The 26,435-nt window shown below is 71.6% G+C and carries 23 protein-coding genes; 12 read left to right on the forward strand and 11 right to left on the reverse strand.

Features of this window, described 5'->3' with window-relative positions; genetic code table 11:
• Positions 1-413: 413 nt before the first annotated feature.
• The 3 genes from ACIP67_RS06095 to ACIP67_RS06105 all read left to right on the forward strand — a co-directional run bounded on the left by ACIP67_RS06095 (position 414) and on the right by ACIP67_RS06105 (position 4,510).
• Positions 414-2,123, forward strand: a complete 1,710-nt coding sequence (locus ACIP67_RS06095; protein WP_401688148.1) for a VWA domain-containing protein — start codon at positions 414-416, stop codon at positions 2,121-2,123.
• 163 nt (positions 2,124-2,286) lie between these two features.
• Entirely contained in the window at positions 2,287-3,903 is a 1,617-nt protein-coding gene (gene metG / locus ACIP67_RS06100; RefSeq protein ID WP_401688031.1) for a methionine--tRNA ligase, read from the forward strand.
• Between the two features lie 130 nt (positions 3,904-4,033).
• A complete protein-coding gene (locus ACIP67_RS06105; protein WP_401688034.1) occupies positions 4,034-4,510 on the forward strand; it encodes a hypothetical protein in 477 nt (158 codons plus the stop codon).
• A 132-nt stretch (positions 4,511-4,642) separates the two neighbouring features.
• Here the strand turns inward: ACIP67_RS06105 and ACIP67_RS06110 are convergent, their stop codons facing one another.
• Positions 4,643-4,867, reverse strand: coding sequence for a hypothetical protein (locus ACIP67_RS06110; RefSeq protein WP_401688037.1), 225 nt, complete (start codon positions 4,865-4,867; stop codon positions 4,643-4,645).
• A gap of 492 nt (positions 4,868-5,359) precedes the next feature.
• Between ACIP67_RS06110 and ACIP67_RS06115 the strand changes: the two genes are divergently transcribed.
• Complete coding sequence (locus ACIP67_RS06115) at positions 5,360-6,811, forward strand: hypothetical protein (protein ID WP_401688039.1); 1,452 nt, start codon at positions 5,360-5,362, stop codon at positions 6,809-6,811.
• 156 nt (positions 6,812-6,967) lie between these two features.
• Here the strand turns inward: ACIP67_RS06115 and ACIP67_RS06120 are convergent, their stop codons facing one another.
• The 4 genes from ACIP67_RS06120 to aspS form a co-directional block, all read right to left on the reverse strand.
• Positions 6,968-7,951 (reverse strand): intradiol ring-cleavage dioxygenase, encoded by a 984-nt coding sequence (locus tag ACIP67_RS06120; RefSeq protein ID WP_401688042.1) that lies wholly within the window; start codon positions 7,949-7,951, stop codon positions 6,968-6,970.
• Positions 7,952-8,304: 353 nt separating this feature from the next.
• Positions 8,305-8,721, reverse strand: coding sequence for a hypothetical protein (locus ACIP67_RS06125; protein ID WP_401688045.1), 417 nt, complete (start codon positions 8,719-8,721; stop codon positions 8,305-8,307).
• Positions 8,722-8,930: 209 nt separating this feature from the next.
• The gene (locus ACIP67_RS06130) at positions 8,931-9,935 is read right to left on the reverse strand and encodes an intradiol ring-cleavage dioxygenase (RefSeq protein ID WP_401688048.1); all 1,005 of its coding nucleotides are present in this window, start codon (positions 9,933-9,935) and stop codon (positions 8,931-8,933) included.
• A gap of 132 nt (positions 9,936-10,067) precedes the next feature.
• Complete coding sequence (aspS, locus tag ACIP67_RS06135) at positions 10,068-11,831, reverse strand: aspartate--tRNA ligase (protein WP_401688051.1); 1,764 nt, start codon at positions 11,829-11,831, stop codon at positions 10,068-10,070.
• Between the two features lie 205 nt (positions 11,832-12,036).
• Between aspS and ACIP67_RS06140 the strand changes: the two genes are divergently transcribed.
• Complete coding sequence (locus ACIP67_RS06140) at positions 12,037-14,169, forward strand: SpoIIE family protein phosphatase (protein ID WP_401688054.1); 2,133 nt, start codon at positions 12,037-12,039, stop codon at positions 14,167-14,169.
• On the opposite strand, the gene ACIP67_RS06145 is transcribed toward ACIP67_RS06140, so the two are convergent.
• The 3 genes from ACIP67_RS06145 to ACIP67_RS06155 all read right to left on the reverse strand — a co-directional run bounded on the left by ACIP67_RS06145 (position 14,136) and on the right by ACIP67_RS06155 (position 16,902).
• Positions 14,136-15,185 (reverse strand): AI-2E family transporter, encoded by a 1,050-nt coding sequence (locus tag ACIP67_RS06145; protein WP_401688057.1) that lies wholly within the window; start codon positions 15,183-15,185, stop codon positions 14,136-14,138. The two genes, ACIP67_RS06140 and ACIP67_RS06145, sit on opposite strands and share 34 nt — an antisense overlap.
• A gap of 128 nt (positions 15,186-15,313) precedes the next feature.
• A complete protein-coding gene (locus ACIP67_RS06150; protein WP_401688060.1) occupies positions 15,314-16,294 on the reverse strand; it encodes a pirin family protein in 981 nt (326 codons plus the stop codon).
• A 143-nt stretch (positions 16,295-16,437) separates the two neighbouring features.
• The gene (locus tag ACIP67_RS06155) at positions 16,438-16,902 is read right to left on the reverse strand and encodes an SseB family protein (RefSeq protein WP_385069453.1); all 465 of its coding nucleotides are present in this window, start codon (positions 16,900-16,902) and stop codon (positions 16,438-16,440) included.
• A gap of 247 nt (positions 16,903-17,149) precedes the next feature.
• On the opposite strand from ACIP67_RS06155, the gene ACIP67_RS06160 reads away from it, so the two are divergent.
• From ACIP67_RS06160 to ACIP67_RS06170, 3 genes are all read left to right on the forward strand, one after another.
• A complete protein-coding gene (locus ACIP67_RS06160) occupies positions 17,150-18,976 on the forward strand; it encodes an acyl-CoA dehydrogenase (RefSeq protein WP_401688062.1) in 1,827 nt (608 codons plus the stop codon).
• A 204-nt stretch (positions 18,977-19,180) separates the two neighbouring features.
• Positions 19,181-20,530, forward strand: a complete 1,350-nt coding sequence (locus ACIP67_RS06165; protein WP_401688065.1) for a M18 family aminopeptidase — start codon at positions 19,181-19,183, stop codon at positions 20,528-20,530.
• Positions 20,531-20,655: 125 nt separating this feature from the next.
• A complete protein-coding gene (locus ACIP67_RS06170) occupies positions 20,656-20,904 on the forward strand; it encodes a DUF6458 family protein (protein ID WP_385069448.1) in 249 nt (82 codons plus the stop codon).
• 44 nt (positions 20,905-20,948) lie between these two features.
• Here the strand turns inward: ACIP67_RS06170 and ACIP67_RS06175 are convergent, their stop codons facing one another.
• Positions 20,949-22,793: an NHL domain-containing thioredoxin family protein gene (locus ACIP67_RS06175; protein WP_401688068.1), complete on the reverse strand. Its 1,845-nt coding sequence runs from the start codon at positions 22,791-22,793 to the stop codon at positions 20,949-20,951.
• A gap of 298 nt (positions 22,794-23,091) precedes the next feature.
• Here ACIP67_RS06175 and ACIP67_RS06180 point away from each other — a divergent pair, with 298 nt between their 5' ends.
• Positions 23,092-23,844 (forward strand): hypothetical protein, encoded by a 753-nt coding sequence (locus ACIP67_RS06180; protein WP_401688071.1) that lies wholly within the window; start codon positions 23,092-23,094, stop codon positions 23,842-23,844.
• Between the two features lie 88 nt (positions 23,845-23,932).
• Here ACIP67_RS06180 and ACIP67_RS06185 read toward each other — a convergent pair whose 3' ends face one another.
• Positions 23,933-24,370 (reverse strand): ATP-binding protein, encoded by a 438-nt coding sequence (locus tag ACIP67_RS06185; RefSeq protein ID WP_401688074.1) that lies wholly within the window; start codon positions 24,368-24,370, stop codon positions 23,933-23,935.
• 229 nt (positions 24,371-24,599) lie between these two features.
• Between ACIP67_RS06185 and ACIP67_RS06190 the strand changes: the two genes are divergently transcribed.
• The 3 genes from ACIP67_RS06190 to ACIP67_RS06200 are packed head-to-tail and all read left to right on the forward strand — an operon-like array spanning position 24,600 to position 25,868.
• Positions 24,600-25,445 (forward strand): helix-turn-helix transcriptional regulator, encoded by an 846-nt coding sequence (locus ACIP67_RS06190; protein WP_401688077.1) that lies wholly within the window; start codon positions 24,600-24,602, stop codon positions 25,443-25,445.
• Between the two features lie 10 nt (positions 25,446-25,455).
• Positions 25,456-25,656, forward strand: coding sequence for a DUF397 domain-containing protein (locus ACIP67_RS06195; protein ID WP_401688080.1), 201 nt, complete (start codon positions 25,456-25,458; stop codon positions 25,654-25,656).
• 11 nt (positions 25,657-25,667) lie between these two features.
• A complete protein-coding gene (locus tag ACIP67_RS06200; RefSeq protein ID WP_401688083.1) occupies positions 25,668-25,868 on the forward strand; it encodes a DUF397 domain-containing protein in 201 nt (66 codons plus the stop codon).
• Between the two features lie 36 nt (positions 25,869-25,904).
• Here the strand turns inward: ACIP67_RS06200 and ACIP67_RS06205 are convergent, their stop codons facing one another.
• Positions 25,905-26,297 (reverse strand): cupin domain-containing protein, encoded by a 393-nt coding sequence (locus ACIP67_RS06205; protein ID WP_401688086.1) that lies wholly within the window; start codon positions 26,295-26,297, stop codon positions 25,905-25,907.
• Positions 26,298-26,435: the final 138 nt, after the last annotated feature.

Consider the following 26,435-nt stretch of genomic DNA (forward strand, 5'->3'; position numbering starts at 1 on the left):
AGGCGGAGCCGACGGCTCCGACCGCGACGGCTCCGACGGCTCCGGCGGCACCGGCGGCACCGGCGGCTGAGGAGCCGACGTCGGCGGAGGCGGAGGCCGCTCCGGTGACGGAGGAGGCCGCTCCGATGACGGAGGAGGCGGCCCCGGCCGAGGAGGAGGCCACTCCGGTCGCGTCGGAACCGGCCCCGGACGCGGCCGAGGCCGCCCCGGTGACGGAGGAGGCCGCTCCGGCCGAGGAGAAGCCCACTGCGGCCGCGGAGGAACCCGCCCCGGCCGAAGAGCAGACGCCGGTCGCGGAGGAACCCACTCCGGTGACCGAGGAGACCGCACCAGCCGAGGAGAAGCCCACTGCGGCCGCGGAGGAACCCGCCCCGGCCGAAGAGCAGACGCCGGTCGCGGAGGAACCCACTCCGGTGACCGAGGAGACCGCACCGGCCGAGGACGAGCCGACGCCGGTGGCGGACGAGGCCGAGCCGACGGCGGCCGCGGGGACGGCCACGCCGGACGCCGAGTCCGACGCGAAGGAGACGACCGACGCGTCCTCCGCCGAGCCGGAGTCCCAGCAGGTCGCCGAGCCGGTCGCCGAGGAGCCGGCACAGGAGGCCGAACCCCAGGTCGTCGCGGAAGCCGCGAAGACGACGGAGGCCACGGAGTCCACGGAGGCACCCGCCGAGCCGGAGGCCGCGCCGGAGACGAAGCCGGTCGCCGAGGAGCAGACGCCGGAACCTCAGCCCGAGCCCGCGACGACTCCCGCCACCGAAGACTCCGCCGCCCCGGAGCCCGAGCCCGCCACCGAGCCGGAAGCCGAGCAGTCCCCCACAGCACCCGAAACCGAGCCGACCGCCGAAGAGCCCACGCCGGAGCCTCAGCCCGAAGCCGAGACGGCTCCCCCCGTCGCGGAGGTCGCGCCCGAGCCCGAGCCGGCGCCCGCCGCCGAAGAGGCCGCCCCGGCAACCGCCCCGGAGACCGAGCCCGAGCCCTCCACCGAGGAGCCGGTCGCCGAGAAGCCCGAGGCCGTCACCGAAGAGCCGGCCCCCGAGCCGGAGCCGGTCGCCGAGAAGCCCGAGGCCGTCGCGGAGGAGGCCACCCCCGAGGCCGTCACGGAGCCGGTCGCGGAGGAGGCCACCCCCGAGGCCGTCACGGAGCCGGTCGCCGAGGAGGCCACCCCCGACGCCGAGGCGGCACCCGCCGCTCCCGCCACCGGCGCCTCCGAGGAGCCGCCGACCCCGGATGCCGCCACGGCGGAGCCGGCCGACACGGCGGAGCCCGCGGAGGCAGCGGAGGTGGCGGAGCCCGCGGAGGCAGCGGAGGCAGCGGAGGAGGCGGCTGAGGCCGCCGAGCCGACCGCGCCCGCGCCCGCCGACGGCGAGGAAGCCCCGCAGGGGCCACCCGCACCCGACGACGAGAGCCGCACGGGCGGTGCGGGTGGGAACGACCCGGCCGAAGGCGAAGCCGAAGCCGAGGCCGAGGCCGAGGCCGAGGCCGAGACGCCGGCAGCCACCCCCGGCACCCCCCGGCGCACCCTCGCGAAACTGAACCTCGCCGGCACCCACGCCGACGTCTACCTGGTCCTCGACCGCTCCGCGTCCATGCGCCCGTACTACAAGGACGGCTCCGCCCAGGCCCTCGCCGACCAGACCCTCGCCCTCGCCGCCCACCTCACCCCGGACGGCACGGAGCCCAAGGTCCACGTCGTCTTCTTCTCGACGGAGGTCGACGGCACCGCCGACCTGACCCCCGCCGACCCGGAGAACAGGATCGACGAGCTGCACGCCGGCCTCGGCCGCATGGGCCGTACCAGCTACCACGCCGCCGTGGAGGCCGTCGTGTCCCACCACGAGCGGCACCGGGCATCGGCGCAGTCCCCCGCACTGGTGATCTTCCAGACGGACGGCGCGCCGGACGCCAAGACCCCCGCCACCCAGTCCCTCACCGACGCCGCGAAGAACCACCCCACGGTCTTCTTCTCCTTCGTCGCGTTCGGCGAGCACGACAACAAGGCCTTCGACTACCTGCGCAAGCTGAAGACCCCCAACACGGCGTTCTTCCACGCGGGCCCCACCCCGCGGGAGCTCACGGACCAGGAGCTCTACGAGGGCGTCCTGGCGTCCTGGCGCCCGTAACCACCCGCCCGCACCCGCACGGCCACCCGCCCCGCACGCACACCGCACCCGCCCCGCACCCTCACCCCACACCCCCGGGGGGGTGGACGGACCGCCGCCCAGGCCCCGTCCACCCCCCAAACGCATGTGAGGGGACCTTCGCGGGGCCAGTAGGATTCCGGGCATGGCGGCCACTGGAACCGAGAAGCAGGGGACGAAGGCTTACTACGTCTCGACCCCCATCTACTACGTCAACGACGCTCCTCACCTGGGCCACGCCTACACGACCGTCGCAGGGGACGTGCTCACGCGCTGGCACCGTCAGCGCGGCGAGAAGGTGTGGTACCTCACCGGCACGGACGAGCACGGTCAGAAGATCATGCGCACGGCCGAGGCCAACGGCGTCACCCCGCAGGAGTGGGCGGACAAGCTCGTCGACGAGGCCTGGCGCCCCCTCTGGGAGCACCTCGAGGTCGCGAACGACGACTTCATCCGCACCACGCAGAAGCGGCACACCGACCGCGTCCAGGAGTTCGTGCAGGACCTGTACGACAAGGGCGAGATCTACAAGGGCGGCTACGAGGGCCCTTACTGCGTGGGCTGCGAGGAGTACAAGCTCCCCGGCGAGCTGCTCGACGGCGAGGGCGACTTCGCGGGGCAGAAGCTCTGCCCGATCCACAAGAAGCCCGTGGAGATCCTCAGCGAGGAGAACTACTTCTTCAAGCTGAGCGAGTACGGCGAGAAGCTCCTCGCCCACTACGAGGCGAACCCCGGCTTCATCCAGCCCGAGTCCGCGCGCAACGAGGTCGTGAATTTCGTCCGGCAGGGGCTCCAGGACCTCTCCATCTCCCGCTCGACGTTCGACTGGGGCATCCCGATCCCCTGGGACACCAAGCACGTGATCTACGTGTGGGTCGACGCGCTGCTGAACTACGCCACGGCGGTCGGCTACAACGAGAACGAGGAGAAGTTCGAGGCCACCTTCCCGGCCGACGTCCACCTGGTCGGCAAGGACATCCTCCGCTTCCACGCGGTGATCTGGCCGGCGATGCTGATGGCGCAGGGCCTGCCCCTGCCCGGCAAGGTCGCCGCGAACGGCTGGCTGATGGTCGGCGGCGAGAAGATGTCGAAGTCGAACCTGACCGGCATCAAGCCCCAGGACCTCACCACGCACTTCGGCGTGGACGCCTACCGCTGGTACTTCCTGCGCGCGATCGCGTTCGGCCAGGACGGCTCCTTCTCCTGGGAGGACTTCTCCGCCCGCTACACCAGCGAGCTGGCCAACGACTACGGCAACCTCGCCTCCCGCGTCGCCGCCATGGTCGGCAAGTACTTCGACGGCCGGCTGCCCGAGGCCACCGCCGACGGCGAGGCCGAGAAGGCGCTGCACGACGGGCTGGCCAAGGCGGTCGCCGAGGCCGACCGGAGGATCGGCGACGAGCTGGACTTCCAGGGCGGCATCCTGGCCGTCTTCGACTTCGTCAAGCAGGTCAACGGCTACATCACGGAGCAGGAGCCGTGGAAGGTGGCCAAGGACACCTCGGACGAGGGCCGGGCCCGCCTCGCCACCGTCCTGTACACGGCCGCCGAGTCGCTGCGCGCCGTCGCCGTCCTGCTCAACCCCGTCATGCCGGACACCTCCCAGAAGCTCTGGGACTCCCTGGGCGCCGAGGCGACCCTGGGCGCGCTCGCCGAGCAGCGGGTGCAGGAGGCCGGCGCGTGGGGCCGGCTGCCCGCCGGTTCCACGGTCACCAAGGGCGCGGTGCTCTTCCCGCGCCTGGAGGAGAAGCCCACCGCGTAGGCCGTCGGGCCGCGGTGAACAGGGCCCGGGGAGCGTACGGCTTCCCGGGCCCCACCCGCTCCGGGCTCCGCGCCCCGGAGCCCGGGGCCCGCGTTCCGCCATGTTCCCGCCAACCCGTATGGTTTTCGCCATGGCAGTCCCCGACGTCATCCCGATCGGCTACCGGCCGAAGCAGCGCACCGAGTCCATCGGCCGGTACGCGGACGGTCAGTTCCTCGCGTCGATCACGTACGCCTTCCCCGAGGGATTCGGCCTCGACGAGGGGTGGGAGGAGCACAAACGCCTCTACACGGCGCTCCACACCTTCGACGCCGACGGCCGCTACCGCGACTCGCAGATCCGGTGCGCCGGCACCTGGGCCGACCACCTGCGCGACCCGCACGGCGAGGACTCGGTCCTCACCCGCGCCCGCGTCCACCTGGCCCACCTGCTGCGCAGCCTCCCGGGCCGGTCCTACACGGACATCGCGATCCATCCGTTCCAGGTCACCCACGAGGACGTCGTGTTCGGCCTGGTGGTCCGGAAGGACGAGGACGAGACCTGGGCCGAGCTCTACCCGGACCGCCTGGCCTTCTCCGCACCGTGGGACGGCACGTACGACACCTGACCGCCCGGCACCTCACCGCCCGACGGCACACCGCCCGGCACCTCACCGCCCGACGGCACACCGCCCGGCACCTCACCGCCCGACGGCTCACCGCCCGGCACCTCACCGCCCGGCACCTCACCGCCCGACGGCTCACCGCTCGCCCGGCGCCGGATCCGCGTCCGGCGCCGCGGGCCCCGTCGTCCCCTCGCCCCGCGCCGCCCCCTCGCCCCGCGCCGCCGTCCGCCGCGCCCTGATCCGGTTGGCGCCGACCCCCGCCAGGGCGAGCAGCACACCCGCACCGAGCGAACCGAGGAACTCCGGCAAGGCGTCACGCATCAGCGAGTGCTCGGCCGTCACCGGGGCCGGTGCCGTCACCGAGGACTGTGCCGGTGCGGGTGCCGTCAGCGAGGACTGTGCCGGTGCCGGCGCCGCAGATGACTCCGGGGAGGCGGCCGTCGCGCTCCCGGCGGCGAGCCACAGGAGCCCGAGGGCACAGAGAAGGGAGGAACGGTACCGCAGAGCCGCCTCCCGGCCACCGCTTTGGCGGGGAACGGCCCCCCGCGCACACGTCCGCCGTAGCTTGAACATATCGCCCCTTTGAATGAAGTGGGTGGGAGAGACCGGGCCGTCGCGGACCAGCAGGCAGCAGGAAGCGCGGCCCGGTCTCGGCCGACCGGCCCACCGGTGACCAGCCGGTCTCTCCAGTCGACACCCACCGGCAGGGGCACTGACGCGTCTGACGGGGCAGATCTTCCGCCGTCGCGCTCTGACACACGCTCCCGTGCGCCGTCTGCCGAACGGCTGACATATGGGATGCTCTGGCCCTCTCATCTGACACAGCCTTGACACAGCGGAGGAGCCGCGGCCATGACGGCAGGGGCGCCGGACGACCAGGAGCCACAGGGCGCGCTGCACCGCATCGCCCGGGAGGTGGCGGCCCTGCGGGCGTCCGCGGGAAACCCGTCGCTGCGCCGGATCGAAGGCCTTGTCAGGGCGGACGAGAAGGAAGCGACCGCCAGCCGTCAGACGATCTCCGTCATCCTCCGCGCCAAGCAGCGGACGCGGCTGGACACGCTCCGCGCCGTCGTGCTCCACCTGGTGCGGCTGGACGGCACCCGGGGAACGCCCGAGGAGGAGCAGCGCGTCTGGTCCAGGATCGAGGGCCTGTGGTACGACGCGCTGCGGGAGGAGACGTCGGAGGCCGCCCCCGAGGCCACCGCCGCCGTCCAGCGGTTCGCCGCCCGGCTGCGCTCGAGCGTCCTCACCCCGCTGGGCGGCGACTTCGACGACATCGGCGGCAGGCTGCGCCCCCTTCTCTCCGACGGGGAACCGGACGACGGGGTGACGCCGGCCGCGCTGTCAGCGGTCGCCCAGGGCACTCGGACACCGCGGCCCCGGGAGGTCACGCTCCTCCTCGGCCTGCTGGCGCGGGACGGCCGGCCCCTGTCGCCGCAGGAGCGCCAGTCACTCATGCTCGACTACGTCGAGGTGCTCCGGCGCAGCGCTCCGGTCCTGTACGACCGGTTCATGACGGACGAACTGCTCGACGCCTACCGCGGTCACGCCGAACGGCTCGGGGAGCGGGCCCGTGCCGCGGACGCCGAACGTGAGGAACGCCGACGTCAGAAACTGTCACACCGAGCGGACCAGGCACGTCTCACCGCCCGTCTGAAGCGCCTGGAGGGCGACGCGGCCGCGGCCCACGACCGGGCGACGCGGGCCGACGTCGCCCGCGAGGAAGCGGTGGGGGCCCTGGTCGTCCTGCGGGAGGAGCGCGACAAGCTCGCCGCGCTGACGACGGCGCACCAGTCGGCCACGCACACGCTGCCGTCGTGGAACAGCCTCGCGCCACAGGCCGTCATCGCGGACTTCGCGGACCCGGACGCGCAGTACGGCTACTCGGCCGCCCAGTACGACCGGTCGTCCGCGCCGTACGACCACGGGCTGTACGACCACGGGCCGTACGACCCGACACCGTTCGCCCTCAGCCGGCCCTCCTACGACCCGTACGGGCCGTACGACCCGTACGGTCCCGGTGCCGGCCATGAGCTCACAAGTCATGACACCGCGCCCTACGGCCTCACCGCGTCCACGCACCAGGCCGTCCGTCCGGGCACGCCCGTGCGGACACTGCCCGCCCCCGCGACCGCCGTCCCCTCCCGGCGCCTGGTGATCGTCGCCTTCCCGGAGGTGCCGCTGCCGGACGTCCGGCCGCCGGACCCCGTCCCCGCGCCGCCCGCCTCGCGCGGACTCCTGCGCACCTTCGCCGCCCACTTCCGCCGCAACCACGGGCGTCACGCGCGGGGCCGTCAGGACTGACCGGCCGTGGGACGCCGACGCGGCCGGGGCGTACACCCCGGCCGCGTCGACTCGCCGGACCGGCCGGGCCGGACCGGCCGGCGGGTCATCCAGGCACCGTCATTCAGGCACCGTCATTCAGGCACCGTCGGTCCGGCGCCGTCGGTTCGGGCCGGATCAGCTCGCGGAGGACGACGGGGACGCCGTCGCGCCGCCGCCACCCGGCTGGACGGCGTCGTCGGTGCCGTCGTGGGTGGCGTCCGGGTCGACGCCGACGGTGATCGACGCCCGCACACCCTTGGCGATGTTCTTCTTGTCGTACTTGAGGGTGAGCAGGCCGCCCGCGGTGCCGCTCTGGTCGTAGATCGTGTCCTCGGTGAGCGTGGTGCGCTCGGTGGTGCTGGTGGAGTACGGCTCCACCTCGGCCGAGGCGAGGACCGTCTCCTCGTCGAAGAAGAACTGGCCGGTGTGGCAGGTGTGCCCGCCCTCGTACCCGGCGTCGGTCCACTCGCCGTCCACGTGCACCTTGGTGTGGATGTGCACGCAGCGGCCCTGGTACCAGCCGGGGAAGATGGTCTTGAAGGTGACCCGGCCCTGCTTGTCGGTCTTCCAGGTGCCGCGCAGGTACCGCTCGTCGTCGGTGGGCTCCGAGTGGCCACCGCCGGTACCGCCGGACGGCGCACCCGTCGGCGGCTCACCGGTGGGGCTGCCCGAGGGGGCGCCGGACGGCATGCCGCCCCCGCCCGTGGACAGGCTCTCGTAGCCGGAGTAGATGCCCAGCGCGTCGCAGTGCCAGATGTCCACGGCCACGTTCCGCAGCGGCTTGCAGGTCTCGGAGTCGATGACCTTCAGGTCGAGGGTGAGGGGGATGCCCTCCTTGTCCTCGGTGATGTCCTGGCGGAGCTTGTCCGCGTCGATGTAGTAGGGGCCCTCGGTGGTCTCGGAGGTGAGCCGGTAGCAGACCTCGGAGTCACTGGAGGTGCTGGTCGCCGAGGCGCCCTCCGCCTTGCCGTTCTCCCCGGCGAAGGCACCCGCGGCGAGCGTGGCGCCCGCACCGACGGCCACGGCCGCACCGGCACCCGCGACGACCACCTTGCGGCGGGTCAGATCGCGTTTGTGCTTGGGGCCCTGCTCGTTCTCGTTCTCAATGTTTCCCGTCATGGGCCAGGAAACTAGGAGGCGGGCCTGTCAGAGATGTGGGAAAGGACTGTGCAGTCCCATGAATTCGGCGCCGCCCACCCGTAAACACACAGCTTTTCAGCCGACGGCCGACAACACGTCACCACATCCATATACGGCCTGAACAATTTCCCGTCCCTGGTAAAGCACGGGAAAAGGGGACCGCACGACCGCCGCCCGGGGAACCACCTAGATCACGCTCTGCCCGACAGCCGCCGAGATCACGCCCTGCCCGACAGCCGCCGAGATCACGTCCTGCCCGGCAGCCTTCGGGATCACGTCCTGCCCGGCAGCCTTCGGGATCACGTCCTGCCCGGCAGCCTTCGGGATCGCTGCTAAGCCGCGGCCGGGCGGCGGACGGCCGGGGCCCTGTCGTCGGCCGGGGGCCGGTCGAGGCCCAGTGCCGTGCGGGCCGTGCGCAGGTGGTCCAAGCCCTCCCCGGCCAGCCGCGTCACCTCGCCGTACTCCTGTGCCGTCCGCGCCGCCGCCAGCCGGGCACGAGCCGTGCGGTGGCACTCCGCCGCACGGCTCAACGCCCGCCCCGCCGCCTCGTCCGCCTCGGCCCAGGCGCGGACGTCCGTGGGGACGAGGCCACCGCCGAGCCGGACGAGCCACTGGTTCGCCTCCGCCTCGGCGTCCAGGTCGGACAGGTGCGAGGAGGGCCGGAGGCGGGGTGCGGCCCGGCGCAGGGCCACCACACCGGCGACCGCACCGGCGATCAGCAGCACCGCGATCACGATCATGAGCCCCATGGTGGCTTCCTCCCTGCGCGCAGACCTGTGCCGACTCACGTCGGCTCCGTCCGGTTCCGTCCGGTTCCGTTCCGTCTCCACCATGAGACGACAAGCCGCTGTGGGCTCCATCGGGATACCTGTGGGGCACCGGTGAGAGACCCGGGAGGGCCGTCCGGACGGGTCGTGCGTACCGCCGGGCGGGCGGCCGGGAGGAGGGGCGCGCGCCGTCAGCTCGCCGAGGCCGACGGCGAGGTGCTCGGAGCCGGTGTCCCCGGGGTGTCCTGGCCGTCCTCCGTCGCCTCCGGATCGACCCCGACCGTCAGCGACGCGCGCACGCCCCTGCCGATGTCCTCCTTGTCGTAGCGGAGCCTCAGCAGGCCGCCCTGTGCGCCGCTCTGGTCGTAGATCGTGTCCTCGGTGAGCGTGGTGCGCTCGGCGGTGTTGGTGCTGTAGGGGGCGAGCTCGGCGGAGGCGAGGACCGACTCCTCGTCGAAGAAGAACTGGCCGGTGTGGCAGGTGTGCCCGCCCTCGTACCCGGCGTCGGTCCACTCGCCGTCCACGTGCACCTTCGTGTGGATGTGCACGCAGCGGCCCCGGTACCAGCCCGGGAAGACCGTCCGGAAGGCGACCCGGCCCTGCCGGTCGGTCCGCCAGGTGCCGCGCAAGTAGCGTGTGTCGTCCGTCGGTTCCTGGTGCCCTCCGCCGGGAGGCGCGCCGGTGGGGGCGTCGGTCGGGGGCTCGCCGGTGGGGGTGCCGGTCGGGGTGTCGGTGGGAGGCTCGCCGGTGGGAGCCGGGCCGCCCCCGCCGCCGTTGCCCTGGCCCTCGTAGCCCGAGTACACGCCGACCGCGTCGCAGTGCCAGATGTCCACGGCCGCGTTCCGGATCGGCCGGCACGTCTCCGAGTCGATCACCTTGAGACTGAGCAGCAGGGGGATCCCCTCGCGGTCCTCGGTGATGTCCTGGCGGATCTTGTCGGCGTCGATGTAGTACGGGCCCTCGACCGTCTCCGAGGTGAGCCGGTAGCAGAGATCGGCATCGGCTTCGTCGTCGGCGGTTCTCGTGCCGTCACCGGCGAACGCGCTCGTCGCGAAGGCGCTGCCGCCCAGTCCCGCCACGGCGAGGGCGCCCGCGCCGACGGCGACCACCTTGCGACGCGTCAGTGCATCGGTCGTGTCGTAATCGTTGTGCTCGTCGTACTCGTTGCGCTCCCGAGGCTGTTCGTTCGCTGTCATGGCGCTGGAAGCTAGGTAGGAAGCCTGTCAGCGAGCTGAGAAAAAGTCCGTCTTCCGCCGCGCATGCGAAAGGGACCTGAAATCGACGTCGACTTCAGGTCCCTTTTCACGAAGCTATTCGAAAGGCTTGCCTTACTTCGGCTGCGGCTTGCGCACCGTCAGGTGCAGCTCGCGCAGACGCGCCTCGTCCAGCTCGGTCGGCGCGCCCATCATCAGGTCCTGGGCGTTGCCGTTGAGCGGGAAGGCGATGGTCTCGCGGATGTTGGGCTCGTCGGCCAGCAGCATCACGATGCGGTCGACGCCCGGCGCGATGCCACCGTGCGGCGGGGCGCCGAAGCGGAACGCGCGCAGCATGCCCGCGAACTGCTCCTCGACGGTGTCCCGGTCGTAGCCGGCGATCTCGAAGGCCTTGAGCATGATCTCCGGCTCGTGGTTCCGGATCGCGCCGGAGGACAGCTCGACGCCGTTGCAGACGATGTCGTACTGCCAGCCGAGGATGTCCAGCGGGTCCTGGGTCTCCAGGGCCTCAAGGCCGCCCTGCGGCATCGAGAACGGGTTGTGCGAGAAGTCGATCTTCCCGGTGTCCTCGTCCTTCTCGTACATCGGGAAGTCGACGATCCAGCAGAACCGGAAGACGCCCTCCTCGAAGTGCCCGGCACGCTTGGCGGCCTCGACCCGGACCGCGCCCATGATCTTGGAGACCTCGTCGAACTCGCCCGCGCCGAAGAACACGGCGTGGCCGGCGGCCAGCGACAGGCGCTTGGTCAGCTCGGCGACGTTCTCCTCGGTGAGGAACTTGGCGATCGGACCGGTCAGCGAACCGTCCTCGGCCACGCGCACCCAGGCCAGCCCCTTGGCGCCGAGCGAGACCGCGAAGTCACCGAGCTGGTCGAAGAACTTCCGCGGCTGGTCCTGCACGGCAGGAACGGCCAGCGCGCGCACGTGCTGGCCGGCGAACGCCTTGAACTCCGAGCCCTCGAAGACGTCGGTGAGGTCCACCAGCTCCAGCTGGGCGCGCAGGTCCGGCTTGTCGGAGCCGTACTTCAGCATCGCCTCGCGGAACGGGATCCGCGGGAACGGCGAGGTGACGTGACGGCCGTTGCCGAACTCCTCGAACAGCTCGGTCATGAGCTTCTCGATCGGCTGGAAGACGTCCTCCTGCTCGACGAAGCTCATCTCCACGTCGAGCTGGTAGAACTCGCCCGGCGAGCGGTCGGCGCGGGCGTCCTCGTCGCGGAAGCAGGGCGCGATCTGGAAGTAGCGGTCGAAGCCGGAGATCATCAGCAGCTGCTTGAACTGCTGCGGCGCCTGGGGCAGGGCGTAGAACTTGCCCGGGTTCAGGCGGGAGGGCACCACGAAGTCGCGGGCGCCCTCGGGAGAGGTCGCCGACAGGATCGGGGTCGCCATCTCGTTGAAGCCGAGGGCCGTCATCTTGTGCCGGATGGCCGAGATGACCGCCGTGCGCAGCATGATGTTGCGGTGCATGCGCTCGCGGCGCAGGTCCAGGAAGCGGTACTCCAGGCGCCGCTCCTCGTTGACCCCATCCTCGGTGTTGATGGTGAAGGGGAGCGGCTGGGCGGCGCCGAGCAGCTCGACCTCGGCCACCTCGACCTCGACCTCACCGGTGGGCAGGTCCGCGTTGACGTTCTCGGCGCCACGCGAGACGACCTTGCCGTCGATCCGGACGGTCGACTCCTTGGTCAGCTTGTCGAGGGCCTCGTACGCGGGCGTGCCGGGACGCGCGACCAGCTGCGTGATGCCGTAGTGGTCGCGCAGATCGATGAAGAGGATGCCGCCCAGGTCGCGCCGATTGTGCAGCCAGCCACTCAGCCGGACGTCGGTGCCGACGTCAGAGGCGCGGAGCTCGCCGCAGGTGTGGGACCTGTACCGATGCATCGTCGTTCATCCAGTCTTCGCGGATCGGGGTCTGTGGATCGGCCAGTGCTTCCGGCCGGTGTTTCACGTGAAACACCCCCAGCGTACCGGGCAGGCCACCCTCGGCTCTCCCCACTTACGGCGCTGGTGATCAGCTGTCGATCGGCGGCACCCCACAGACCACGATCAGTGGCAGACGTCGTTCGCATGTTCTTAAAGTGGGGCAATGCGCACTGGTGAGCCCCTGCCCGCGGTGGAGGAGGTCCTCGCCTCCCTAGCGACGGGCCTGTGGCACTGGAGCACGGCCGCCGGGCTGGTCACGGTCGACGCCGAGGCCGCCCGGCTGCTCGGGCTGCCCGCCGAGGCGACCGTCCTCACCGAGGTGCGGGCCCGAGCCCGCATCCACCCGGTCGACTGGAACGAGATCACCGGAGTGATCCAGCTCGCCGTCGCCGAGGGCACCCTCGCCGAGGTCCGTATCCGGATCGTGGACGACCACGGACGGGTCGTCCGGGTGGTCCGCAGCCGGTCCAAGCCGTCGTTCGACCCGGTGAAGAAGGCGTACGAGCTGACCGGCACCCTTCAGGAGGTCACCGAGCCGCGTCCGGGCACCCCTTCCGACCGCACCGCCGTCACCGGCGACTGGCGGCGCTCCCGGGAGGCGTTCCTGCTGGACGCGGGCCGGGCGCTGGCGGAGGCCCGCTCCACGGAGGAGGTGCTGCGGGTCGCGGCGGGGCTGTCGATGCCGGGCTTCGCACCGGACGGCCTGACGGTCTTCGGAGTGGAGGGCGACCGGCTGACGATCACCGGCCACCACGGGCAGCGGCCCGACGACGCCCCCTTCACCCAGCTGTCCCTGCGGACGGACTATCCGGCGGCCGAGGCGATACGCACCGGCCGGGCCGTCTATCTGTCCTCGCCCGAGCAGTACCGGGAGCGCTACCCGCTCATCTGGCCGCAGATCGCGCACTACGGCCGGCAGTCCTGGGCGTACCTGCCGCTGACCGTGGGGGGCCGCCCCATGGGCGCCTGGATGGCCGCGTTCGCCTATCCGGTGGCCTTCACCCCCGACGAGCGGTCCGTCCTGACCACCGTGGCCCGCATGCTCGCCCAGGCCCTCAGCCGGGCGGGTGCCGCCGAGGTCCAGCGGGAGCTGACGGACGGCCTCCAGCGCACGATGCTGCCCACGCTCGGCCCCGAGATCCCGGGCATGACCCTCACCGCCCGCTACATCCCCACCGGCGGCGGCCTCCAGGTCGGCGGCGACTGGTACGACATGATCCCGCTGCCCGGCGGCAGGTTCGCCCTGGTCATCGGGGACGTGCAGGGGCACGACGTGCGCGCCGCCGGTCTCATGGGCCAGCTGCGCATCGCCCTGCGGGCGTACGCCGCCGAGGGCCACCGCCCCGACGCCGTCCTCTCCCGCGCCTCCCGCTTCCTCTACGGCCTCACCCACACCGACGAGTCCGGCACCGTCCCCGACCTGCGCTTCGCGACCTGTCTGTACGTCGAGGTCGACCCGGTGACCGGGGTCCTGGAGGCCGCGCGGGCCGGTCATCTCGACCCGGTGGTCCGGCTGGCCGACGGCACCGTCCTGGGCCGCGCCACGGCGGGCGGACTGCCCCTGGGCATCGACCCCGACTCCGACTATCCGATCACCCGCCTCGGCCTGGAACCCGGCGAGACGCTGATGATGTGCACCGACGGACTGCTGGAGACCGGCGGGCACGACCTCGACACCGGCTGGCGGCGCGTCCGCAACATCCTGGAGTCCCACGAGGGCGGACTGGAGGAACTGGCGGACGCCCTGGTCCAGGCGGTGCACGGGCCGTCGTCCCACCACACCCCCGGCCCCTTCACCGACCGGCGGGAGGACGACATCGCCCTCCTCCTCGTCTGCCGCCAGGGGGGCAGCTGCGAGCTCGGCGCCTCCGTGCCCCTGTGGGCGTCCGTGCGGCGCACCATGATGACGGTGGCGCAGACCGAGCCCGAGCGGGTCTCCGAGGCCCGGCGGGAGGTGCGCGAGCTGCTGCACGACTGGCCCTCCGAGGACCAGGTCGACTCGGCGGTGCTGCTGGTCTCCGAGACGCTGACGAACGTCCTCGTGCACACCGACACCGACGCGCTGCTGGTCGTCGAGGTGACCGGCGACCCCGGCGAGCGGCGGATGCGGTTCGAGGTGACCGACAGCAGCGACGACCTGCCGCACAAGCGCCGCCCCGGGGAGCTGGCCTCCTCGGGCCGCGGCCTGGTCCTCATCGAGCTCCTCGCGGACGGGTGGGGGGTGGCGCCGCGGGGCGAGGGCAAGAGCATCTGGTTCGAGCTCTACGAGTCGCGCCCGGCGGCGGCCGCCGGATAGCGCTCGCGCAGTTCGTCCGCGACCCCGAAGGCGGCCGCGGTGAGCGGTACGGCCAGCAGCATGCCGAGGATCCCCGCGACGGACGCCCCCGCCGTGATCGCCAGCATCACCACCGCCGGATGCATCTGCACGGTCCGGCTCTGGATCATCGGCTGGAGCACATGCCCCTCCAGCACCTGCACGGCGAGCACCACCCCGAGCGCCCACAGCGCGATGACGAAGCCGCGGTCGGCGAGCGCGACGAGCACGGCGACCGCGCCGGAGAGGAAGGCGCCGAGGTAGGGGATGTACGCCCCCACGAAGACGAGCGCGCCGAGTCCCGCGGCCCCCGGCACCCGGAGGACGAGCAGCCCGACGGTGATGCACACGGCGTCGATGAACGCGATGAGCGTCGTCCCCCGCATGAACCCCTCGACGGCCCGGAACGCCTTGCGGGCCATGGCTTCCACGGTGTCCGCGCCCCCGTCCGGCGCGACCGCCCGCAGGGCGCCGACGGCCCGGTCGGAGTCGCGCAGGAAGAAGAAGACGAGCAGCAGCGCGAGAACGGCCATGGCGATGCTCTCGCCCACGACGCTGACCCCGCTGATGACGCCGGAGGCGGCGGTCCCGCCGAACTTGCCGAGCAGCTCCCTGGCGTTGGACGCGAGGTCCTCCAGTGAGGTGCCTGCCGCCCCGAAGTGCCGGGCGAGGTCCCGCGCCGCGTACCGCAGCGACCTGACGATCTGGTCCCCGCTGTCGACCAGCACGGCGACGACGATGTACACGGCCCCGCCGACCACCGCCACGACGGCCACACAGGTGGCGGCGGCGGAGACCGACCGGTTGACCCCCGCCCTGACGAGCCGCCGGTGGAACGGCCCGAGCAGCGCGGTGCCGAGCAGCGCGAGCAGCACGGGCACGACGGCCGTCCGGAACTCCACGCACAGCCGGATCCCGACGTAGACGACGCCCGACACGAGCAGGATGGCGGCGCACCAGGCGGCGAGGCGGCGGACGGGGAGGGGCAGCAGGCGCACGCGTCCAGCGGATCACGTGCCTGCCCGGTTGTCCCCCCGCGCCGGTCCGCCCGGGTGACGGGGTGTCACCCGGGCGGACCGGCGGCCGTGGACGGCCGAGAGAACGACCGGCGGCGGCTGACGGCGGATCAGGCCTCCTCGGGACCGCTCTCCGTCATCCCGTGGACGGCCGGGACGGTGCCCAGGCGGCCCTTCTGGAAGTCCTCGAAGGCCTGCATGAGTTCGTCCTTGGTGTTCATGACGAACGGGCCGTAGTGGACCATCGGCTCGCGGATGGGCCGGCCGCCGAGGAGGACGACCTCCAGGTCCGGGGTGTGGGAGTCCTGCTTCTCGTCCGCGCGGACGGTCAGCGAGGAGCCGGCGCCGAAGACGGCGGTCTGGCCCAGGTGGACCGGCCGCTGCTGGGTGCCGACCGAGCCCTTGCCGGCCATCACGTAGGCGAGGGCGTTGAAGTCCTCGCGCCACGGGAGGGTCAGCTCGGCGCCCGGCGCGAGCGTCGCGTGGATCATCGTGATCGGGGTGTGGGTGGCACCCGGCCCCTGGTGGCCGTCCAGGTCGCCGGCGATGACGCGGATCAGGGCGCCGCCGTCCGGCGAGGTCAGCAGGGCGACCTGGCCACTGCGCAGGTCCTGGTACCTCGGCGCCATCATCTTGTCCTCGGCCGGCAGGTTCACCCACAGCTGGAGGCCGTGGAAGAGGCCGCCCGACATGACCAGGTGCTCCGGCGGCGCCTCGATGTGCAGCAGGCCCGAGCCGGCCGTCATCCACTGGGTGTCACCGTTGGTGATGGTGCCGCCGCCACCGTTGCTGTCCTGGTGGTCGAAGATGCCGTCGATGATGTAGGTGACGGTCTCGAAGCCGCGGTGCGGGTGCCAGGGGGTGCCCTTCGGCTCGCCCGGCGCGTACTCCACCTCCCCCATCTGGTCCATCATGATGAACGGGTCGAGGTGGCGGTAGTTGATCCCGGCGAACGCGCGGCGCACCGGGAAGCCCTCACCCTCGTAACCGCTGGGCGCGGTCGTGACGGTGAGCACGGGGCGGGCCACGGCATCGGCCGGCGCGGTCACGCGCGGCAGCGTCAACGGGTTCTCGACGGTCACGGCGGGCATGTCGGTACCTCCTTGGGCGACGTGCGTCCCACTTTAGTTGAGCGTTGAACTTTCTGCCACCCATAACGACACGAGCCCGGAGGGCATTCCCTCCGGGCTCGGACACTGGCGGGCCGCGCTGGTGCGGCGCGTGCGGTCAGCCGTCAGCCGTACATCCGGCGCATCGCGAAGTCGACCATCTGCTCGACCGCCTTCGCGTCGAAGACCATCCGGTGCTCGCCCTCCATGTCGAGGACGAAGCCGTAGCCGGTGGGCAGCAGGTCGAGCACCTCGGCACCGGTGATCACGAAGTACTTGGACTCCTTGCCGGCGTACCGGCGCAGCTCCTTGAGTGTGGTGAACATCGGGATCACCGGCTGCTGGGTGTTGTGCAGGGCGAGGAAGCCGGGGTTGTCGCCGCGCGGGCAGTAGACCTTGGAGGTCGCGAAGACCTGCTGGAAGTCCTCGGCGGCCAACTGCCCGGTGGTGAAGGCCCGCACCGCGTCCGCGAGCGAGGGCGGGGACGGCTCGGGGTACAGGGGCGGCTGCTGGCCGTACCCGCCGCCCATGGGCTGCTGCGGCGGGGCGTACTGCTGCTGAGCGCCGACGTTCTGGTCGTAGCCGTACATGGGCGCAAGCGTACCGAGAGCGGTGTTCGGGCGCGGCGCCACCCGGGAGTAAGCGGGATCCCGGGGCGGGACGACCCGCCCCGGGGCCGTGCGCGGGCTGCGGGGGCGCGGCGATCGTCACAGATCGGGGATCGGGGTTGCGGCTTATTACCGGCGGGTAGCATCATCGTAGCTACTTGTTGGTACGTGAACTAGCGCGAGGATCCAGTGCCTCGCCGATCTCTCTACGGAGCCGGGAGCCGTCGCCATGGGGCACTACAAGTCGAATCTCCGCGACATCGAGTTCAACCTCTTCGAGGTGCTGGGCCGCGACAAGCTGTACGGCAGCGGCCCCTTCGAGGAGATGGACACCGAGACCGCCAAGAGCATCCTCGAGGAGCTGACCCGCCTCGCGGAGAACGAGCTGGCCGAGTCCTTCGCGGACGCCGACCGCAATCCGCCGGTCTTCGACCCGGCCACCAACACCGCGCCCGTCCCCGCGTCCTTCAGGAAGAGCTACCAGGCCTTCATGGACTCCGAGTACTGGCGCCTCGGCCTGCCCGAGGAGATCGGCGGCACCACCGCCCCGCCGTCCCTGATCTGGGCGTACGCCGAGCTGATCCTGGGCGCCAACCCCGCCGTGTGGATGTACTCCTCCGGCCCGGCCTTCGCGGGGATCCTCTTCGACGAGGGCAACGAGGTCCAGAAGAAGATCGCGCGGATCGCCGTCGAGCGGCAGTGGGGCTCCACCATGGTCCTCACCGAGCCCGACGCGGGCTCCGACGTGGGCGCCGGCCGCACCAAGGCGGTGCCGCAGGAGGACGGCTCCTGGCACATCGAGGGCGTGAAGCGCTTCATCACCTCCGGCGAGCACGACATGTCGGAGAACATCCTCCACTACGTGCTGGCCCGCCCCGAGGGCGCCGGCCCCGGCACCAAGGGCCTGTCCCTCTTCCTCGTCCCGAAGTACCTCGTCGACGTCGAGACCGGCGAGCTGGGCGAGCGCAACGGCGTCTACGCCACCAACGTCGAGCACAAGATGGGCCTGAAGGCCTCCAACACCTGCGAGATGACCTTCGGCGACCGCCACCCCGCCAAGGGCTGGCTGATCGGCGACAAGCACGACGGCATCCGCCAGATGTTCCGCATCATCGAGTTCGCCCGCATGATGGTCGGCACGAAGGCGATCTCCACCCTGTCGACGGGCTACCTCAACGCCCTGGAGTACGCCAAGGAGCGCGTCCAGGGCCCCGACCTGGCGAACTTCATGGACAAGACCGCGCCCAAGGTCACCATCACCCACCACCCCGACGTGCGCCGCTCGCTGATCACCCAGAAGGCGTACGCGGAGGGCATGCGGGCGCTGGTGCTGTACACCGCCTCCGTCCAGGACGCGATCGCGGTGAAGGAGGCGAACGACGAGGACGCCTCCGCCGAGCACGCGCTGAACGACCTGCTCCTGCCGATCGTCAAGGGCTACGGCTCCGAGAAGGGCTACGAGCAGCTCGCCCAGTCGCTCCAGACCTTCGGCGGCTCCGGCTTCCTCCAGGAGTACCCGATCGAGCAGTACATCCGCGACGCCAAGATCGACACCCTGTACGAGGGCACCACGGCGATCCAGGGTCAGGACTACTTCTTCCGGAAGATCGTCCGCAACCAGGGCGCGGCCCTGAACTCCCTCGCCGAGGACATCAAGAAGTTCCTGGCCCTCGGCACCGGCGGCGAGGAGCTGGCGGGCGCCCGCGAGCACCTGGCCAAGGCGGCCGTGGAGCTGGAGGCGATCGTCGGCCTGATGCTGACCGACCTGGCGGCCACCGAGCAGGACGTCAAGAACATCTACAAGGTGGGCCTCAACACCACCCGCCTGCTGCTGGCCTCCGGTGACGTGGTCGTCGGCTACCTGCTGCTGAAGGGCGCGGCGGTCGCGGCGGAGAAGCTGGAGACGGCCTCCGCCAAGGACACGGCGTTCTACACCGGCAAGATCGCCGCGGCGAAGTTCTTCGCGGCGAACGTCCTGCCGGGCGTCACCCTGGCCCGCAAGGTGGCCTCGGGCGTCGACCTGGACCTGATGGAGCTGGACGAGGCCGCCTTCTAGACACCGCCCCCGCCTTCTAGACACCGCCGGGGGAACACCCGAGTCACCGCCCCGGGGGGAAACACCCGAGTCACCGCTCGGGGGAAACACCCGAGTCACCACCCCGGGGCAGCACCCGCGGTGGCCGCGAACTCCACACCGTCCTCACGAGGGCCCGCTCCTTTCGCCAGGAGCGGGCTTTCGTACGTCGTTAAGGTGAACTCCATGAGCGAACCTGCCCGCCCGTCTTCCGGCGCCACCCCTCCAGGAAGCGCCTCGCGCGCTCCTGCGGCCTTCGACCGCGGCCACACCGACGACCTCATGTCCTTCCTCACGGCGAGTCCGACGCCGTACCACGCCGTGGCGAACGCCGCCGAACGGCTGGAGAAGGCAGGGTTCCGGCAGGTCGCCGAGACGGACGCCTGGGACGGGACGAGCGGCGGGAAGTACGTGCTGCGCGGGGGCGCCGTCGTCGCCTGGTACGTCCCCGAGGACGCCGCCCCGCACACCCCCTTCCGGATCGTCGGCGCGCACACCGACTCCCCCAACCTGCGCGTCAAGCCGCTGCCCGACACCGGCGCGCACGGCTGGCGCCAGGTCGCCGTGGAGATCTACGGCGGGCCGCTGCTCAACTCCTGGCTCGACCGCGACCTGGGCATCGCCGGGCGCCTCACCCTGCGCGACGGCTCCACCCGCCTGATCGACGTCGGCCGGCCGCTGCTGCGGGTGCCGCAGCTCGCCATCCACCTGGACCGCGCGGTGAGCAGCGAAGGACTCAAGCTCGACAAGCAGCGCCACCTCCAGCCCGTGTGGGGACTCGGCAACGACGTCCGCGACGGTGACCTGATCGCCTTCCTGGCGGAGTCGGCCGGCCTCGCCGCCGACCAGGTCACCGGCTGGGACCTGATGACGCACTCCGTCGAGCCGCCCGCCTACCTGGGCCGCGACGAGGAGCTGGTGGCCGGGCCGCGCATGGACAACCTGCTGTCCGTGCACGCCGGCACGGCGGCGCTGGCGGCCGTGGCGACCGGCGGCACCGCCCTCCCCTGCATCCCCGTCCTCGCCGCCTTCGACCACGAGGAGAACGGCTCGCAGTCGGACACCGGCGCGGACGGACCGCTGCTCGGCAGCGTCCTGGAGCGTTCGGTGTTCGCGCGCGGAGGGACGTACGAGGACCGGGCGAGGGCCTTCGCCGGCACCGTCTGCCTCTCCTCCGACACCGGGCACGCGATCCACCCCAACTACGCGGAGCGGCACGACCCCACGCACCACCCGCGCGTCAACGGCGGCCCCATCCTCAAGGTCAACGTCAACAACCGCTACGCGACGGACGGTACGGGCCGCGCGGTCTTCGCCGCCGCCTGCGAGAAGGCGGGCGTCCCCTTCCAGTCGTTCGTCTCCAACAACTCCATGCCGTGCGGCACGACGATCGGCCCGATCACCGCGGCCCGGCACGGCATCCGCACCGTCGACATCGGCGTGGCGATCCTGTCGATGCACAGCGCACGGGAGTTGAGCGGCGCGGACGACCCGTACCTGCTGGCGAACGCCCTGGTGGCCTTCCTGGAGGGCTGAGACACGGTCGATGACGCACCGGCCGACGGTCCGTGAGACTCCGTCACCGCATGGGAGTCGACCGCCGGGGTACACGGGTTCGGGGAACCGGAACGACCGGTACACCGGACAGGGAGGCGACACTCATGGGCCTCGGCGGGTGCATCATCCTCATCGCCGTGGGAGCCATCCTCACGTTCGCGACCGACTGGGACATGCAGGGGGTCAACCTCGACCTGGTCGGAGTCATCCTGATGATCGTCGGCCTGATCGGCGTGACGACCTTCAGCAGCATCGCCCGGCGCCGCCGCGTGATGGTGCCGCCGGCCTCGACCACCGTGGTCGAGACGGACCGGCACCACCGCGACGGATACAGCGACGGGTACGGCGTGTGACCGCTCCCGGGATCGACGGACAGGGCGCGTGACCGCTCCCCGGATCAGGCGTCCAGGCCTGCCAGCACCAGCGGCAGCCGGTCGGCGCCTGACTCGGTGAGCACCACCGGAACACCCCAGTCCTGCTGGTGGACATGGCAGGCCGGGTACGGGTTCGCGGGGTCGTCGTCGCAGGACGCGGCCATCGCGGAGACGTGCAGCACACCTTCCGGCACCGCCGGATCCAGCTCCAGCGTGCGGCTCAGATCCGTGTCCGCGCCCTCTCCCGACAGCAGCAGCTCGGGCGGGGTGGCGGAGACCAGCAGGCGGGTGGACGGGCCGTAGCGGGTGTCGAGCTTCTGACCGGCCGGCGCCTGGAAGATCACATCCAGCCGGAGCCGGCCCGGCGCCACCTCGGTGGCGGCCCGCCGGGTCCGGTGGGCGACCGCCTCGACGCGGACCGCCTCCTCCGGCAGCCGCAGCCGCGTCAGCCGGTGCCGGGCCGACTCCACGACCACGATGTCGTCGCCGACGAGCACCGCGTCGCTGGGCTCGCGCAGGTCCGTGGCGAGCGTGGTGACCTCGCCCGTCGCCGGGTCGTAGCGGCGCAGGGCGTGGTTGTAGGTGTCGCAGACGGCGACCGAGCCGTCGGGCAGGGCGGTGACGCCCAGCGGATGCTGGAGCAGCGCCTGCCCCGCCGCGCCGTCCCGGTGACCGAAGTCGAACAGCCCGGTGCCGACGGCGGTGCGGACCACGCCGCCGGAATCCACCCAGCGCAGGGCCGAGGTCTCGGAGTCGGCCAGCCAGAGCCGCTCCCCGTCGGGGGAGACCGCGAGCCCGGACGGCTGCGCGAACCAGGCCTCGGCGGCGGGACCGTCGACGAGCCCCTCGTTGGTGGTCCCGGCGGCGACACCGACGGTCCCGGCGGCCGGGTCGTACGCCCACAGCTGGTGGACGCCCGCCATGGCGATCCACACCGTGCCGCCGAACAGAGCCACGTCCCACGGCGAGGACAGATCGACCTCCCGGGCCGGGCCGGACGTCGGCGAGCCCTGCCACCACTGCTTCCCGGTGCCGGCGAGCGTCGTCACCTCGCCGGAGGCGAGATCGAGGCGGCGCAGGGCGTGGTTGACGGTGTCGGCGACGACCACGGACGAGTCGTCGAGGAGCGCGAGCCCCTGCGGCTCGTTGAAGGAGGCGGTGCCGGCCGCGCCGTCGGCGAAGCCGCGCACCCCCGACCCGATCCGCCGCACGACGCTCTCCCCGTCCTCCGCCAGCTCCACGAGCTGATGCCGGGTGGTGTCGCTGACCAGCAGGTTCCCCGACGGCAGCAGGACCGCCTTGCCGGGGAAGCGGAGATCCGTCGGCTCCGGCTCCGGCGCCACGTACGGCCCGTCACCGCGCCGCAGCGTCCCCTTCGCCGCGTGCTCGGCCTCCAGCTCCGTCACCAGCCGCTCGATGGCGTGCACATGCCCCTCCCCCGCGTGCTGGGCGACGACGTACCCCTCGGGGTCGATCACGACGAGCGTCGGCCACGCCCGCACCGCGTACTGCTTCCAGGTGGCGAGCTCGGGGTCGTCGAGCACCGGGTGCTCGACGCCGTACCGCTCCACCGCGTCGACCACCGCCCGGTGTTCGGCCTCGTGGACGAACTTCGGCGAGTGCACGCCGACGACGACCACGGTGTCCCGGTGCTTCTCCTCCAGGTCGCGCAGCTCGTCGAGGACGTGCAGGCAGTTGACGCAGCAGAACGTCCAGAAGTCCAGGATGACGATGCGTCCTCGCAGGCCGGCAAGGGTGTACTGCCGGTCGCCCGTGTTCAGCCAGCCGCCCTTGCCGACCAGCTCGGGGGCACGGACACGAACACGGCGGCGGGGCGCGGGGGTGGGCGCCGGGTGGGCATCGTTCATGCTTCCAGCTTGCCAGCCGGGCGTGAGCGCAGGTTCACACGTGTACGGACTTTCGCGTACAGGGCGGGCCAAACCCCACCGATGAGGGACCCGGTGGCACGTCCGGTCACGACCGGTGCGTCCGTGATCCGGCGGCTGGTGCTGGCGTGCGCGGGCGGGGGCCGACAACTGCGCGCTTCCACAGGGAAGTTCACGTTCCGCTTACAGCGGAAACACCCTCCGTAACGGATTGTGCGGCGGCACCGCCCCGGAATCCGCCCCGGCAGGCCCGCCGCCGCACCGAGACGAAGGAGCCGTCATGGCCGACATCGCCAAGATCGTCGCGACGATCTACACCGCGGACATCGCCGACGCCAAGACCGACAGCGGAACCGTCTACCTGGGCATCGCCGGGCGCGAGTTCGTCCTGGAGACCGCGGCCGACGACTACGAACAGGGAGCGACGGACGAGTTCGTCCTCGGCGAGGGCGCCAACGTCGAGCAGGCCGAGTACAACGACCCGCGCAAACCGCAACTGACCACAGAGGACCTGGACCGCTATCCGGCCTACCTCCGCTACGTCGGGACCGACGGCTGGTGCCTGGAACGCGCCACCATCACCGTCAACCCCGGCACCGACAGCCACGTCTTCGACAACCTCGACCTCCAGGGAGGGGGCGAGGCGCGCCGCATCTGGCTGCGCAACGACTACGGGCAACGGCTCGGCCTCACCCGTACCGCCGGCCGGCCCTCCACCGGCTCCGGCCAGGGTGGCGGCACCACGGCGACCGGGCGACGCCTGGTGTTCGGCAACATCAACGCCGACGGGAGCGTCGCCAGCGGCAGCGGCGACTTCTGGGTGACCAGGGAGGGCGAGGGCCGCTACTCCATCGTCTTCCAGAGCCCCTTCGCCACACTGCCCAGCGCCACCTCCAACATCTGGGGGGACGGCTGGGCCACGCTCGACAACACCCACGCCGCCGTCATCGAGACCGGACGGGTGGTGATCGTCACCGGCAACAGCGCCGGAGCGCGCAGCAACCGGGGCTTCAGCTTCCAGGTCGTCGGATAGCCGCGCGGCCCACCAACACCCCTCCCTTCCGGTCCGGTCGGCGTCCTCGTCGGCCGGACCGCGGCGTGTCCGCTCTCTGCGGGGCCGATCACGGTGCCGTAGTTCGCCGGACGGGCAGGTCGAACCAGACCGCCTTGCCGTCCGGGTGCGGGTACCGGTGCCCGCCGTACGGCAGGTCCGGGCCGTGCCCCCAGCGGCCGCCGGTGAGGGCGTCCACCAGGTGCAGACCCCGGCCGCCGCCCCGCTCCCACGTCTCCGCCGTCACCTCCCTCCGCACCGGCGGGTTCTCGTCCCCGTCGTACACCGCCACCCGCAGCCGCCCCTCCTCCACGGCCAGCCACAGCATCGCGCCGTCCCCGCCCTTGGCGTGCACACAGGCGTTGGTGACGATCTCCGAGGTGCAGAGCGTCGCGTCGTCGATCAGGTCGCCGTCCAGTTCGAGCGCGCGCAGGACGGTGGCGACGAAGTCGCGGGCGATGTGGGGGGAGCTGTCGAGGGGCGGACAGATGAGGGTGTACGAGGGCATGGGGCATCAACTCCGGTGAGGAGAAGGGGGTTGTGGGAGCCTGACCACCACGTCACTGTCCGGCGCCCCGACGGCGGGGCCGGGGTGGCACTTCCAACGGGGATCGGGCGTGCGCGAGTTACGGGAGAGTGACACTGCAAGCACTCTCCGTGAGTACAGTGACGACTGTAGCGGCAAACGTTGAAGCGGCTCAACGTTTCGGGAAACTCGTCACCGTTTGGGAGGACGCATGACTTCGAGACCCAATCCGACGGCTCGACAGGCGCGGCTGGGCACAGAAATGCGCAAGCTGCGAGAAGCGGCAGGGGTCCCGAACCGGAAGGCCGCCGCACAACTGGGTGTCAGCCCGACCCAGATCAGCCACATCGAGTCTGGGCGCATCGGCATCAGCGAGGAACGGCTGCGCAGGATGGCCGAGTTCTACGACTGCGACGACGCCGCGCTCGTGGACGCGCTGGTCTCCATGTCGTTGCCGCGCTTCGGCAACTGGTGGGACGAGTACCGAGGCGTGATGCCGCCACAGGCACTCGACCTGGCGGAGCTGGAGCACGACGCTTCATACGTGCGCGCCTTCGAGGTGGTGCACATCCCCGGAATCCTCCAGACCGAGGAACACGTACGCGCAGCCGCCGCCTTCTTCGAACCGAACCTTGCGTTGGAGAGACGCGAAGCCCTGGTCTCCTTCCGCATGCAGCGCCGACGGGTACTGGAGTCGGGCACGCCGTACGACGTGATCGTCCACGAGGCCGCGCTCCGCATGCGCGTCGGCGGCTCGAAGCTCACCCGTGACCAGCTCAGACACCTTCTCGATGCGTCTGGCAGGGAGTCACTCACCCTGCGCGTCGTCCCCTTCACCGCTGAAGGATTCGCAGGGGGCGGCTACTCCATGCAGTACGTCGGCGGAGCTGTCCATCAACTCGACACCGTGCAGATCGACACGACACACGGCGCGGAGTTCATCGACGCCGCGGCACGGCTGAACCGCTACCGCAACGTCTTGAGGAGCATCGACAAGGCAGCCCTCCCGGAGGATGCTTCACTCGACCTCATCCATCACATCGCCCAGGAACTGTGAAGGAACCTCTGTGCACGAAACCCTCCACTGGCAAAAGTCGTCGTTCTCCGCCGGCGCCGACACCAACTGCCTGGAGATAGCCGCCGCCACCGGCGCGATACACCTCCGCGAGAGCGACACCCCCGCCACGCTCCTCTCGCCGACCCCTGCCGCCCTGAACGCCCTGCTCACGGCGGTGCGCGACGCGTCCAGGCGCAGCCCCTCCGCGTGAAGGGAATCGACGTGTCCGAAGACCTCCGCTGGCAGAAGTCGTCGTTCTCCGGAGGCGGCGCCGACACCGACTGCCTCGAGATATCCGCCACCACCACCCTCCACCTCCGCGAGAGCGACACCCCCGCCACGATCCTCACCCCCACCCCCACCGCCCTGAACGCCCTGCTCACGGCGGTGCGCGACGCGTCCGCGCCCGGTTCCTCCGTGTGAGGGAGCCGGGCGCGGTGCCGTGCCGTCGGTGACGGGTCAGGTCAGTGCGTGGCCCGTCGTCGCGTCGACGTGGTCCGGTACGTCGTCGTGGCGGTCGCCGACGGTGGAGGTGCCGGTGGGCTCGAGGAGCAGGATCTCGGTGGGGACGGGGGCGTACGGCTTGTGCTCGGTGCCGCGCGGGACCGTGAAGACGCTGCCCTTGGGCAGGACGACCGTGCGCTCGCCGGCCGCCTCGCGCAGGCCGATGTGCAGCTCGCCCTCCAGGACGAGGAAGAACTCGTCGGTGTGGTCGTGGACGTGCCAAAGGTGCTCGCCCTCGACCTTGGCGACGCGAACGTCGTAGTCGTTGACGGTCGTGACGATGCGAGGACTCCACTGCCGCGTGAAGGAGGCCAGGGCGGCGGACAGGGCTACGGGTTCGTCGGTCATGGCCTCATCCTCGGCGGTCGCGCCGCAACGGCACGAGTGCTAGTAGGGCTTGGTCAGGTTCGTATCACCGTGGGTATGTCGCGGTGACAGGTGGGGCAAGCGCCGGTCCAGAGGGCGAGGAGTGTCTGCAGTTCGCGG

The sequence above is a fragment of the Streptomyces sp. NPDC088812 genome, assembly GCF_044750285.1.
GTDB lineage: Bacteria > Actinomycetota > Actinomycetes > Streptomycetales > Streptomycetaceae > Streptomyces.